This is a genomic window from Roseibacterium elongatum DSM 19469 (genome assembly GCF_000590925.1).
In the GTDB taxonomy this organism is placed as follows: Bacteria; Pseudomonadota; Alphaproteobacteria; order Rhodobacterales; family Rhodobacteraceae; genus Roseibacterium; species Roseibacterium elongatum.
The window spans coordinates 2,313,975-2,326,222 of the sequence record NZ_CP004372.1 but is presented as its reverse complement, the minus strand read 5'-3'; the positions used below and the strand labels follow the sequence as shown (position 1 = coordinate 2,326,222).

Below are 12,248 nucleotides of genomic sequence, written 5' to 3'. Positions count from 1 at the left end.
GGCCTTTCTCAGCGGTTGCGCTGACCACGGGCCAGCGCGCGGCCCATCTCGGCGGCGATCTGGCTCTGGCTGCGGCGGAAGCCCTGCACATCGGGCGTGGTGATGTTCATGGTGACCGTCACGGCCCCGCCGCCCCCGGCGGCCTGCACGCCCAGACGCCCGTCGGCGCCGCGCGTCAGCGGCATGATCGCCTCGGGGCCGGCCTCGCCCATCAACCCGGTGCCGCCGCGCATGGCAAAGGGCGTCGGCCCGCTGACCACACCGCCACGGGCAAAGGGCGTCACCCGCCCGCCGGAAAACGCGCCCCCCTTCTCGAAGGGCAGCAGGTTGGTCATCAATCCGTTGATCCCATTGGCGATCACGCCCCCAACCGCGTTCTGCACCGGCCGCATCGCGGTGTTGTAGGCGGCGTCGATCATGCTGGTCGCCACCGTGCGCAGCGCGTCCGACAGGCGCATCCCGTCAAAGACCAGCCCGTCAAAGGCGCGCCGCAACCCGCCGCCGATGGCGCGGCTCATGCTCTGCACCTCGCGGTTGGTATAGAGCATCGCGCCCTGCATGCCCTGCAACTCGGCCTGGAACGCCGCCGCGATCGAGGTCGCGCCAGACAGCGTCGTCTCCAGATCGGCGATCTGCGCCTCGAACCCGTCGAGATCGTCACCCATGTCGGCCATCGGCCTTCTCCTCTCGTGTCGGTTGGTCGGGAAAGCGCGCCAAGAGCGCGTCCAGCGTGTCACGGCGCATCGGCGCGGCCCCGGTTCCCTCGCCCAGCATCAGCAGCAGCTCGGCCGGGGTCAGCGCCCAGAACTCGGCCGGGCGCAGGCCGAGGCCGTGGATGCCCGCCCGCATCAGCGCGGGCCAGTCGAACCCGGCCCGCGGCGTCATTGCGCGCCCCGAAAGGCCAGCGCCAGAAGGCGCGCGGCGACCCGCGCGGCCTCGATCACGCCGCCCTCGATCTCGGCATGGGCCAGATCGCGCAGATCGCCCTGCCAGCCGCCGCCGCGCAGCCCCGCGCAGATCAGCGCCAGCACGTCGCCTGCGCGCGGCCCCTCGCCCTCGAAGCGTTCGACCAGCGCCGGCAGGCTGCCGGCCCCCAGACGATCCTCCAGCTCGGCCAGTGCGCCAAGGGTCAGGCGCGCGACATGGCGCTGCCCGTCGATGACCAGCGCGACCTCGCCTGCATGGGGGTTTGCCATCGGCCTGCCCCTCAGATCGCGGTGAAGGTCAGCGCGCCGGCCGAGGCCATGGCCATTTCATAGCTGGCCTCGCCGTCATGGCTGCCCGCATATTCGATCGAGGTGATCTGGAACGGCCCCTCGATGATGCCGAAATCGGGGATCACGACCTGGAAATCCGGCAACTCGCCCGACCAGAAGATCGCGCGCGCGCGCTCGTCGGTATTGGCGTCGCGAAACACGCCCGACCCCGAAATCGCGGCCGTGCGTACGCCTGCGCCCGACAGCAATTCGCGCCAGCCGCCGGTGGACTCCAGGCTGGTCACATCCACCGTTTCCGCATTGAAGCTGAGCCGCGTCGCGCGCAGCCCGGCGATGGTCTCGAACTGGCCCGAACCATCCATATCGACCTTGACCAGCAGGTCCTTACCGCTTTGAGCCGTCATGTCTTTCTCCAATATTAAAAATGGGTTGCGAGGCATTACTCAAGTATCACACGAGGTCGATCCGCGCGCGAAACCAGATCTCGATCTCGCGCCCGGCGCCGGCGCGCCGCGCCCGCGCGCGCAGAAAGTCCAGGCTGACGAGACGCCCGCGCGCCAGGCTCAGCGCCGCACCGTCCAGCGCGTCGGAAATTGCGACGGCCAGCGTCTTGGCGGCGGCGAAACCGGGCCCGTCGGTGATGACGCTGACCGGCAGATCGTGGATCGCGCCCGCCCCGGTCTTGTCCGAGCGGTCGCGCACGCGTTCCGGCCCGAGGTTGACATAAAGCGCGGGCACCGGGCCAGGCGGCAGCGCGTCGTAGATGGCGCCCTGCGACAGCGACGCCACCTGCGCATCGGCGCTCAGCGCCTCGTAGATGGCCGCTTGCAGGGATGCGGCGGCGGCGTAACTCATGCGCCCGTCTCCTCCTTGGCAAAGCAGATCAACGTGCGGCCGGTGGCGTCGCCCTCGGTCACCGCCTCGATGCGAAAGATCCGCACGCCCTCGCGGAACCGCATTTCGGGCCGGGGGCGCGAGGGGGCGCCCGGCGGGGCCGCGCGCACCGTGATCCTGAGATTGACCTGCGAGGCGACATCGACCTCGCGGCCCGCGCCGCGCGGCGCGACCTCGGCCCAGAGCCGGCCCAGGGGCACCCAGTTTTCGGTGTAGCCGCCCGCGCCATCGGCCAGCCGTTGCGGTGCCTCGAGCGTCAGGCGGCGCGACAGGTTAGGCACGCTCATGCCCCCGCCCCCCGCAACCGGACCGAGCGGTGCGGCTCGATCAGGACCGACACCGCAAACGGGATGCCCTCGTCGGCATTCACGTTCTGGCCATAGAACTCGCCCGCCAAGAGCAGCAACGCCTGGCTGAGATCGGCGGGCATCACGGGCCAGTCATCGGCAAACCCGGCGGTAAAGGCGATCTCGGCCGACCCGCCCGTCGGGATCGGCGGCAGGCGCATGCCCGTGGCGATCAGTTGAGGGCGGTGCGCGTCCTCCTGCAAATGATAGGCGGCGGGGTCGATGACCGTCTCGGCCCCGCTGCGATTGATCAGGGTCAGGCTGTCGATCGCCGCCACGGGCGCGATCGGCAGGCGGTGCGCCTGATCGGTGGACCAGTGGCCGATCGTCAGCAGGAACCGCCGCCGGAACAACGCCTTGCCGGTGCGCGCCTCGATCGCCGAGGCGGCGGCGCGCAGGCAGCTTTCCAGCCGCGCGTCCTGGTCGGCGTCATCGGTGAACCCGCGCGACAGGCGCAGGTGATCTGCCAGTTCGGCAATGGGTAGGACGCCGCTTTGCGCGCTGGTCAGTTCGACCATCATCATGGGTATCATCTCCGGGAATTCCTGCCTCGGGCCTTGGGGGACCGGGATATTGTTGTTGTGCAGGGCCGGGGCCCTGCGGCGCTCGGGAGTGGGAGAGGAGGGACAGGGAGGGCGGCGGCACGAGACGCTGCTCATGCGGGGAAACGCGCAGCTGGATCGCCCCTGCCGCCGCCGCCCCGCTCCGGCCGAAAACACGCCGGGACGGGGGTGCCGGGCCGCGCCCGTCAGGCGGTGCCGAACTTCATCAGCTTGATCGCCGCGAAATCGGTCACGTCGCCGCCCACGCGCTTGGTGGCATAGAACAGCACATGCGGCTTGGCCGAGAACGGGTCACGCAAAACGCGCAGATCGGGACGTTCGGCGATGGTGTAGCCCGCGCCGAAATCGCCAAAGGCGATGGCCGCCGCGTCGGTGGCGATGTCGGGCATGTCCTCGGCGATCAGCACCGGATACCCCATCAGGCGGGCCGGTTCACCCTGGCTCAGGCCGTCGGACCACAGGAAGCGGCCATCGGCATCCTTCATCTTGCGGACCGCCCCGGCGGTTTTCGAGTTCATCACGAAGCTGGCATTGGCGCGGTAGCGGGCGCCGAGCGCGTAGACCAGATCGACGATGGCATCGGCGGGGTTGGCCGCATCGAAATCGCCGTCGGTGCCGGTGGCGACATAGCCCAGGCTGCCCCAGGCCCAGCTGCCGTTCTCGACCATCGGATGGGTCAGAAGACCCGTGGGCTTGCCCGACCCGTCGCCGTTGAGGAAGGCGTCCGCCTCGGCGCGGGCGAACTTGTCGGCGATGCGGGCGGCCAGCCACCCCTCGATATCGAAGGCCGCATCGTCCAGCAGGCGCTGGCTGGCCTTGGGCAGGGCCGACAATTCGTGCAGCGGGATCGAGATGCGCTCGATCTGCGGCGTGTCGGTTTCGCCCGTGGCGCTGGTTTCGTCGGCCCAGCCGGCACCGGCATCGGTGGTGTCGATGAGGACGTCGAAACTGGTCGCCTCGACGGCCACGACATTGGCGATGGCGCGCAGCGAGGACGAGGATTGCAGCACCGACTGGATCGTCTCGGCCGTCTGCGGATCGACCAGATAGCCGCCCTCGGCGTTGACGGCGGTGTTCATCGCCTTGCCTTCCAGGTCGAGGCCGCGCAGCGCGTCATCCTCGCCGCAGCGCAGATAGGTCGACAGCGCCTTCTTGTGCGGCGCGCCGGTGTCGATCTCGGCGGTCAGCGCGGGGCGGGCATGGGTCATGGTCTTGGTGGTCAGCATGGAAATCCGCTCTTCCTGTTTTTGAAGCTTCACTTGCATGTCGTCTTGAAATTGACTGATTTCATTCATGAAACCGGCAAGTGCCGATTTCACCTCAGCCAAGGGGGCCGAAGGCTCCGTCTCGGTCATCACGAACACCTCTCTTACGGTGGGATCAGCGGGCCGAACGCGCCGCCAGTTTGCGGCGGGCGTCCTGAAACACCGTCGCCAGGTCACGCAGGTCGCTGGCCTTGGCGTCCGGCGCCGTGGCCGCGGCAACCCGCGCCTCGGGGAGCATGGGGAAGGTCACCAGCGACACCTCCCACAGCTCCACTTCCGACAGGAGACGCTGCCCCTTGTCGTTCTTGTGGGCGCGCACCGTGCGATAGCCGATGCTCAGCCCGTCGATGGCACCCGCCTCGATCAGGGCCGCGGCCTCGCGGGCGCGGGCCACGTCATCGAGAAGGCGGCCCTTCACGAACAGGCCCCTGGCATCCTCCGAGACGCTGTCCCAGATGCCGATGGGCTCGCGCGGGTCGTGCTGCCACAGCATCTTGACCCGACGCTCGGCCGTCAGGCTGCGGGCGTATGCCCCCGGCTCGACCACGTCGCCGCCCTGATCCGCCGCCCCGAAGAGCGAGGCATAGCCTTCGATCTTCACGCCATCCTTAAGCGTCAGATCCGCGTCGAAGCGGCAGAACTTAGTCTCAAGCCCTGTCTCGAAAAGTCCATTCATATCGGTCTCCTATCCGCCGACATTGAGGTTCAGCAGGTGGTTGATTCCCTGGGCGAGGATCACGCTGACGACGCCGAACACCGCCAGCCACAGGCGCTTTTCCAGCCGCTCCAACGCGGTTTCGATGCCCTGCAGGCGAAAGCTCAGCGCCTGCCAGCGTTCTTCCAGCACCCGTTCATTCGCCTCGATCCGGGCGTTGGCGGCGTCGAAAGGCGCGTAGAGGTACCGCGAGCCGCCCGTCGCCTCGCGGCCACTCATGCCTCCTCCGGGCGCTCGGGCAGGCCGAGCATGCGGCGTTTCTCACCCTCGGTGAGGAAATCGGCCTCGGCCACCCGGCGCCATTGCGCCTCGCGCTCGACCGACAGCGCCGGGACCTGGTCGAGGTCGGGGCGCAGGTCGATCGGCTCGCCCCCCAGCCCCGAGAGCCAGAAAGACAGCGTCGCCAGCACCTTCTGCGCCAGGGGCAGCACCGTCAGCCGGTAGAAGGCGCGGTTGGCCTCGGCGTAATTGGCGTAGGTCGCATCGCCGGGGATACCCAGCAGCATGGGCGGCACGCCGAAGGCCAGCGCGATGTCGCGGGAGGCGGACTCCTTGGTTTTCTGGAACTCCATGTCCGAGGGGCTGAACCCCATCGGTTTCCAGTCGAGCCCCCCTTCCAGCAGCATCGGGCGGCCCGCGTTGCGCGCGCCCTGGTGGTGGCTTTCCAACTCCATCTGCAGGCGGTCGAACTGGTCTTGCGACATCGATCCGGCGCCATCCACGCCCCGATAGATGATCGCCCCCGAGGGCCGCGCGGCATTGTCCAGCAACGCCTTTGACCAACGCGCGGCGGCATTATGGACGTCGATGGCCGTCGCCGCCGCCTGGATCGGGGCCAGACCGTAGTGGTCGTCCTGCGGATGGAAACCCTTGATATGGCAAATCACCTCGGGCGCGTAGCGATGCTTGCGGCTGCCCACGGTATAATCATAGGCCATGGGCCAGCCATCGGCGCCGGGCACCAGCGCCATGCGGTCCGAGCGCAGGACATGCAGCTCGACCGGCCAGCCGGGTTCGGGTGTGACGGCCTCGAGATAGGCGTTGCCCGACAGCATCAGCTGCGCATAGGCGGCCTCGAGCAACTCGGCCCGGCCCTGGCCCGCATTGGGCCGCGCGATCAGCGCCAGCGCGGGGTGCGCCTCGTATCGCCGCGTGCTGTCCTGCGCCACGATGGGCAGGGCGGCGGCGGCCTCGGCGATCAGGCGGACGGCGCGATAGCCCACCGGGTTGCCGAGAAAGCCGTTCTTCGTCAGCGAAACCGTGTCGCGCGGCGACCAGGCGACCCGCCCCGCGCTGCCCCAGACGGCGACGCGCGCGCTGGCCGAGGCCTTGCGCTCGGGCGTCTGGGGTTCGTTTTTCCTCAGGAAATCCAAAACCATGCGCTATCTCTCCTCAAGCCATGCAAACGGGCGCGGCGACCGGATGGTCCCGCGGTCAGGGCGCGCGGCGCGCGCCGGGTCAAACTGTCGTCAAAGTCCGCGGATCGCGGGGTTCAGCCGGTTGGCCGCCGGGGCGATCAGCCCGTCGGTCAGCGCCCAGACCAGCGCATCCAGCCGGTCGGGGCTGCGCCCGCCCTGATAGCCGGTCAGCGTCATGCGGCACATCTCGTCTTCCAACTCGGGCAGGCTGCCCAGATGCGCGACGCGCCCCTGTTCATAGAGCGCGGCGACGGGTTCGGCCCGGGCGGCCTTGCCACGGGCGGCGCGCACGGCGCGGTAATTCACCAGCGGGTCCACCTGCCGCATCAGCGTTTCGACAAGATCACCGCCCTGGTTCACCTCGGCCACCATGCGGGCGGCCTTGTGGCGGTGATAGGCGGCGCTGGCGGCCTCGGCCCATTCGGTCGGGCTGACGGCGCGCAGGCTGCAATCCTCCAGCACCACGGCGCGCCAGTCGCGCACCGGCCCCTGTTCGACGATGCCGACCACCACGATGCCGCAGGCGTCCGAGGCGTCATGGCCCGTCACCGGCGGGTCGACGGCGACGATCACTCGCATGTCGCCCGGGCGCACGCCGGTGCGGCTGCGGTCGATCTGCGCCCGCTGCCACAGCGCGCCGTCGACATCGTCCAGGAGCTCGCCCGCCAGTTCCTGCCGCCCCAGCCGCGTGCCGGCATAACGTGCCTGCACTTCCTCCAGGAACGAGGGCGCGAGGAAGGCGCGGTTGGCCTCGGTCGGGGCGTGGGTCATCACCGTCGAGGGCCGCGCCAGCAGGTCCTTCAGCGCGGGCACGTTGCGCGGCGTGGTGGTGACCACGGCCTGCGGGTGCCGGCCCAGGCGAAGACCGAATTGCAGCATGTCCCATGTCTCTTGCGCGTTGGGCCATTTGGCCAGTTCATCGGCCCAGGCGGCGTCGAATTGCGGGCCGCGCAACGCCTCGGGGTCGTGGGCCGAAAACAGCCGCGCCTCGGCGCCGTTGGGCCAGACCAGCAGGCGTTCGCCCGCCACCCAGCGCGGTTTGCGATCCGGCGGAGAGCAGGCCAATATCCCGCTCTCCCCCTTCACCATCACCGCCAACGCCTGGTCATAGGTCTCACCCAGCAGCGCCACGCGCCGGGCGCGGCCCGGATCGCGCGGGCCGGCGCCCTCGACCATCGACCGCACCCATTCGGCCCCGGCGCGGGTCTTGCCCGCGCCGCGCCCGCCCATCACCACCCAGCTGCGCCAATCCCCCATCGGCGGCAACTGGTGCGGCAGCGCCCAGACCTCGAACAGCCAGGGCAGCGCCGCCAGCGCATTGTCACTCAGGCTGTCCAGAAACGCCGCCTGCGCCTCCGGCGTCGCGGAGGCAAGCAAGCCGCATTTCGACCTCGGCCCGCGCCCCGTCGAGGTCGAGCTTGCATCCATTGCGGTCTGTCCCAAATCGTTTGCTTCCTGCGGCACGGGCCTTCTCCTGCATCTCCATCGTGAACATCAGGGCGTTGTTCATCGCCTTGACGTCCTTGATGACCTCGCGTTCGCCGGTTTCCGGCATGCTCCTGAGCACCTGCACCGTGTCCCTGAGGGCCTCGATCGTGGTGTCGAAAGCCTCCATCGCGTAGGCCACGATTTTCTCCGCCTCTTCCAGCGTGAGGTCGAGTTGAATGTTGTCGGTCATTGAAAATGTCCCCGTGATCGGAAATGCGTTCCCCGAAGCACGAGCAAGACATGAAAAAACGGCCTCGGGGGTATCCCCGGGCCGTTCACCCACGTCATCCAGCGTGTTACAAGTGATGCCACGGACCGCGCGCAGGGTCAATAGTTTTTGTGTTTTCAAGGGGTTAACGAATGCGCCGCGCGGTAACGACCTGTTAACCCGGCCGCCCCTTCATCTTGGCAAAAAAACTCGAAAAAAGCGGCCCATGGCCGCCGCGCGCGGGTGGGGGTCAAGACCCCGCCCGCGCGCCGCCTGCCCGCGACAAGCCCTTGTTTCACTGGTTCGCGCGCTCGGCCTCGATCTGCCGCCAGCGCGCGACATTCTCGTTATGCTCGGCCAAAGTCACCGCAAAGGCATGGCCGCCCGTGCCATCCGCGACGAAGAAGATGTACGGGGTTTCGTCGGGGTTCACCGCCGCCTCGATCGCCGCGCGGCCCGGATTGGCGATGGGCGTGGGCGGCAAACCGTCGATCACATAGGTGTTGTACGGCGTCTCTGCCCGCAATTCCGAGGCGCGAATCCCCCGCCCAAGCACGCCCTGCCCGTTCGTGATTCCGTAGATCACGGTCGGGTCGGTCTGCAGGCGCATGCCGCGGTTGAGGCGGTTGACGAAGACGCTGGACACCTGCCGACGCTCTTCCGCGACGCCGGTTTCCTTCTCGATGATCGAGGCCAGAATCAGCGCCTCTTCGGCACTGGCCAGGGGCAGGCCATCGACTCGGTTTTCCCAGGCCGCGGTCAGGATCGCCTCCTGCGCGGCCTGCATCTCGGCCAGCAACGCGTTGCGATCGGCCCCGCGCCGCATCTCGTAGGTATCTGGGGCCAGCATCCCCTCGGGCGGGATCTCGGCCACCTCGCCCGACAGGAAATCGGCGCGGTTCAGCCCCTCGACGATCTGCCAGCTGGTCAGCCCCTCGGGGATGGCCACGCGATAGACGCTGATCGCGTCGCTTTCGACCAGCTCGCGGTAGATGGCCGGGATCTCGTCGTCATAGGAAAACTCGGCCAGATCGCGCAGCGCCTCCTCGCCCGGCACGCGTTCGCGCAGGCGCAACTCGCCCGTGCCGTCGATGCGCAGCACATAGGTGGCGACATAGCGGAAGGTCGAGGGCCCGCCCGTGGTGACGATATCGAGGATCTCCTCCATCGAGGCGCGCGCCGGGATCTCGTAATTCCCGAACCTCAGATCGCCCGCCCGGTCGGCATATTCCGTCCCGAGGCGGAAAATCATGGCGCTGCGCACGGCCCCGGCCTCTTCCAGCCCGTCGGAGACCGCGCCGAGCGTGGCCCCGCGCGGCACCTCGTAGAAGATGGGCTGCTCCAGCGGCCCCTCGGCCTGGAACTGGTGCTGGCCCCAGCCGATGACGCCCGCCAGCGCGATCAGCGCCACGATCAGAAAGCTCATCCCGTTCGCGGCAACGGATTTCCACATGATCGCTTACACCTTGCCCATGATGAGACAGGCATTGGTGCCGCCAAAGCCAAAGCTGTTGGATTGCACGATGTTGATCTCGGCCTTCACCGCCTCGTTGGCGCAGAGGTTGATCGGCGTCTCCGCGGCCACGTTGTCGAGGTTGATGGTCGGCGGCGCGACCTGGTCGCGCATGGCGAGGATGCAGAAGATCGCCTCGATCGCGCCGGCCGCGCCCAGCAGGTGGCCGGTCGAGGATTTGGTCGAGGACATCAGCACCCTGGAGGCATGATCGCCCATGACGCGCTCGACCGCGCTCAACTCGATCGTGTCGGCCATGGTCGAGGTGCCATGCGCGTTCACATAGTCGATATCGCTGGCCTGCAGGCCCGCGCGTTTCAGGGCGGCGCGCATGGCGCGTTCGGCGCCTTCGTGATCGGGCGGCGGGGCGGTGATGTGATAGGCGTCGCCCGACAGGCCATAGCCCAGGATCTCGCCGTAGATTTTTGCGCCGCGCGCCACCGCGTGCTCGTATTCCTCCAGCACGACGATGCCCGCGCCCTCGCCCATGACAAAGCCGTCACTGTCCGCATCCCAGGGGCGGCTGGCCTTGGTCGGATCGTCGGCGCGCTTGGTGCTGAGCGCCTTGCAGGCATTGAAACCGGCGATACCGATGCCGCAGATCGGCGATTCCGCGCCGCCCGCGATCATCACGTCGGCATCGCCCCACTGGATCAGGCGGGCCGCGTCGCCGATGGCATGTGCCCCGGTCGAGCAGGCGGTCACGACGGCATGGTTGGGCCCTTTGTAGCCATGGCGGATCGACACCTGCCCCGAGACCAGGTTGATCAGCGCGCCGGGCACGAAGAAGGGCGACACGCGGCGCGGCCCCTTTTCGTTGAGCGTGATCGAGGTATCGGCGATGGAACTCAGCCCCCCGATGCCCGATCCGATCAGGACCCCGGTCCGCTCCAGCGCGTCGGCGTCCTCGGGGGTCCAGCCGGCATCCTTGATCGCCTGATCGGCGGCGGCCAGCCCGTAGAGGATGAAGTCATCGACCTTGCGCCGTTCCTTGGGCGCCATCCAGTCATCGGGATTGAAGGTGCCGTTCGTGCCGTCGCCAAGGGGCAGCTCGCAGGCATAGGTGGTGCCATAGCCGGTCGCATCGAACCGCGTGATCGGGCCCGCGCCCGACTGCCCGGCCAGCAAGCGCGACCAGGTTTCCTCGACCCCGCAGGCCAGCGGCGTCACCAGCCCCAGCCCCGTCACAACCACTCGACGCATGTTTCTCGCCCTTCTTGCCAAACTTCGGGTTCTGATACCGCCAGAGGGGGACCGGGGGCAATCCCCTGCCCGGCCCGTCCTCGGCAAGGAAGCGCCGCCGCACCGCCGCGCCAGCCTGCGGCGCAAAGAAAAACGGCGCCCCGGGCGGGACGCCGTTTTCCACAATCCTGTCAGGACTGGCGCTTACTGCGCTTCCTTGATGAACTTGACCGCGTCGCCGAAGGTCTGGATCGTTTCGGCGGCGTCATCGGGGATCTCGATGCCGAACTCCTCTTCGAAGGCCATGACCAGCTCGACCGTGTCCAGCGAGTCGGCGCCCAGATCGTCGATGAACGAGGCGCTCTCGGTCACCTTGTCCTCTTCCACGCTCAGGTGCTCGACAACGATTTTCTTCACGCGATCTGCAACGTCGCTCATCTTGATGTCCTCATTCCTAGCTTGCGCCCCTCGTCTCTTCGGGCGCTTTCGTTTGCGTTCTGCCTGTCCGGCCACTCAATCCGCCCCGAGGGGCCGACCGGAAAGCAAGATGCCCCCGGCAAAACTGCGCCGCTCATAGCATAGTTCCCGACGAAGGCAATGGGGGGCGGGCCGCAAAATGACGCCGCGGCAGCCCTGCCATGGACCTTGTCAGATCATCGCCATGCCGCCGTTCACATGCAGTGTCGCGCCGGTGACATAACCGGCCTCGGGGCTGGCCAGATACAGCACCGCCGCCGCGATCTCGGCCGGATCACCCATGCGGCCGGCCGGGATCTGGGTCAGGATCTTGTCCTTCTGATCGTCGGTCAGCTTGTCGGTCATCGCCGTCTGGATAAAGCCCGGCGCGATGCAGTTCACGGTGATGCCACGGCTGGCGACCTCGTAGGCCAGCGATTTCGACATGCCCACCAGACCCGCCTTGGCGGCGGCGTAATTGCCCTGACCGGGATTGCCCGTGGCCCCCACGACCGAGGTGATGTTGACGATCCTACCCCAGCGCGCCTTCATCATGCCGCGCAAGCTGCCGCGACACAGCCGCATGGCCGCCGTCAGGTTCACGTCGAGGACCTGCGCCCATTCGTCGTCGGACATGCGCATGAACAGGTTGTCCCGCGTGATGCCGGCATTGTTCACCAGGATGTCGAGGCTGCCCATGGCTGCGGCCGCCGCCTTGGGCAGGGCATCGACGACCTCGGCATCCGACAGGTTGCAGGGCAGCACATGCGCCCGCTCGCCCAGATCGGCGGCCAGCGCCTGCAGCGGGTCGACCCGCGTGCCCGACAGGCCCACCGTGGCCCCCGCGCCGTGCAGCGCGCGCGCGACATCCGCGCCAATCCCGCCAGACGCGCCCGTCACCAGCGCCGTTTTTCCCGTCAGATCGAACATACCCGTGCCTCCGCTCCGTGATGGTGCGCCCGTCCCTAGCAGGTCGCGCCGC

The 12,248-nt window shown here is 68.2% G+C and carries 17 protein-coding genes; all 17 read right to left on the bottom strand.

The annotated features are described in order from the left end of the window. Positions 1-8: 8 nt before the first annotated feature. The 17 genes from ROSELON_RS11310 to fabG all read right to left on the bottom strand — a co-directional run bounded on the left by ROSELON_RS11310 (position 9) and on the right by fabG (position 12,196). The gene (locus ROSELON_RS11310) at positions 9-674 is read right to left on the bottom strand and encodes a phage tail tape measure protein (protein WP_025312504.1); all 666 of its coding nucleotides are present in this window, start codon (positions 672-674) and stop codon (positions 9-11) included. Then, a complete protein-coding gene (locus tag ROSELON_RS11305) occupies positions 658-885 on the bottom strand; it encodes a rcc01693 family protein (protein WP_025312503.1) in 228 nt (75 codons plus the stop codon). Before ROSELON_RS11305 ends, ROSELON_RS11310 begins: the two co-directional genes overlap by 17 nt. Continuing rightward, entirely contained in the window at positions 882-1,196 is a 315-nt protein-coding gene (locus ROSELON_RS11300) for a gene transfer agent family protein (RefSeq protein WP_025312502.1), read from the bottom strand. Before ROSELON_RS11300 ends, ROSELON_RS11305 begins: the two co-directional genes overlap by 4 nt. An 11-nt stretch (positions 1,197-1,207) precedes the next feature. After that, positions 1,208-1,621, bottom strand: coding sequence for a phage major tail protein, TP901-1 family (locus ROSELON_RS11295; protein WP_025312501.1), 414 nt, complete (start codon positions 1,619-1,621; stop codon positions 1,208-1,210). A 46-nt stretch (positions 1,622-1,667) separates the two neighbouring features. Then, the gene (locus ROSELON_RS11290) at positions 1,668-2,072 is read right to left on the bottom strand and encodes a DUF3168 domain-containing protein (RefSeq protein ID WP_025312500.1); all 405 of its coding nucleotides are present in this window, start codon (positions 2,070-2,072) and stop codon (positions 1,668-1,670) included. Continuing rightward, positions 2,069-2,398 carry a head-tail adaptor protein gene (locus ROSELON_RS11285; protein ID WP_025312499.1) on the bottom strand — a complete coding sequence of 110 codons (330 nt, stop codon included), beginning with the start codon at positions 2,396-2,398 and terminating at the stop codon, positions 2,069-2,071. The genes ROSELON_RS11290 and ROSELON_RS11285 overlap by 4 nt, the downstream gene beginning before the upstream one ends. Further along, the gene (locus tag ROSELON_RS11280; RefSeq protein ID WP_245605337.1) at positions 2,395-2,991 is read right to left on the bottom strand and encodes a head-tail connector protein; all 597 of its coding nucleotides are present in this window, start codon (positions 2,989-2,991) and stop codon (positions 2,395-2,397) included. The genes ROSELON_RS11285 and ROSELON_RS11280 overlap by 4 nt, the downstream gene beginning before the upstream one ends. Positions 2,992-3,206: 215 nt before the next feature. Further along, positions 3,207-4,376 (bottom strand): phage major capsid protein, encoded by a 1,170-nt coding sequence (locus ROSELON_RS11275; protein ID WP_025312497.1) that lies wholly within the window; start codon positions 4,374-4,376, stop codon positions 3,207-3,209. Positions 4,377-4,401: 25 nt separating this feature from the next. Continuing rightward, a complete protein-coding gene (locus tag ROSELON_RS11270) occupies positions 4,402-4,962 on the bottom strand; it encodes an HK97 family phage prohead protease (protein WP_025312496.1) in 561 nt (186 codons plus the stop codon). Between the two features lie 9 nt (positions 4,963-4,971). Continuing rightward, positions 4,972-5,220, bottom strand: coding sequence for a GTA head formation protein, RCAP_rcc01685 family (locus tag ROSELON_RS11265; protein ID WP_025312495.1), 249 nt, complete (start codon positions 5,218-5,220; stop codon positions 4,972-4,974). Next, positions 5,217-6,380: a phage portal protein gene (locus ROSELON_RS11260; RefSeq protein ID WP_025312494.1), complete on the bottom strand. Its 1,164-nt coding sequence runs from the start codon at positions 6,378-6,380 to the stop codon at positions 5,217-5,219. Before ROSELON_RS11260 ends, ROSELON_RS11265 begins: the two co-directional genes overlap by 4 nt. Positions 6,381-6,470: 90 nt before the next feature. Beyond that, the gene (locus ROSELON_RS11255; RefSeq protein ID WP_084613770.1) at positions 6,471-7,847 is read right to left on the bottom strand and encodes a DNA-packaging protein; all 1,377 of its coding nucleotides are present in this window, start codon (positions 7,845-7,847) and stop codon (positions 6,471-6,473) included. Then, on the bottom strand, positions 7,741-8,097 hold the full coding sequence (locus ROSELON_RS11250) for a hypothetical protein (RefSeq protein WP_025312492.1): 357 nt from the start codon (positions 8,095-8,097) through the stop codon (positions 7,741-7,743). The genes ROSELON_RS11255 and ROSELON_RS11250 overlap by 107 nt, the downstream gene beginning before the upstream one ends. A gap of 313 nt (positions 8,098-8,410) precedes the next feature. Beyond that, positions 8,411-9,568 (bottom strand): endolytic transglycosylase MltG, encoded by a 1,158-nt coding sequence (mltG, locus tag ROSELON_RS11245; RefSeq protein ID WP_025312491.1) that lies wholly within the window; start codon positions 9,566-9,568, stop codon positions 8,411-8,413. 6 nt (positions 9,569-9,574) lie between these two features. Beyond that, complete coding sequence (gene fabF, locus ROSELON_RS11240; RefSeq protein ID WP_025312490.1) at positions 9,575-10,831, bottom strand: beta-ketoacyl-ACP synthase II; 1,257 nt, start codon at positions 10,829-10,831, stop codon at positions 9,575-9,577. A 183-nt stretch (positions 10,832-11,014) separates the two neighbouring features. Further along, positions 11,015-11,248 carry an acyl carrier protein gene (locus ROSELON_RS11235; protein WP_025312489.1) on the bottom strand — a complete coding sequence of 78 codons (234 nt, stop codon included), beginning with the start codon at positions 11,246-11,248 and terminating at the stop codon, positions 11,015-11,017. Between the two features lie 210 nt (positions 11,249-11,458). Then, positions 11,459-12,196 (bottom strand): 3-oxoacyl-[acyl-carrier-protein] reductase, encoded by a 738-nt coding sequence (gene fabG / locus ROSELON_RS11230; protein WP_025312488.1) that lies wholly within the window; start codon positions 12,194-12,196, stop codon positions 11,459-11,461. Positions 12,197-12,248 lie beyond the last annotated feature (52 nt).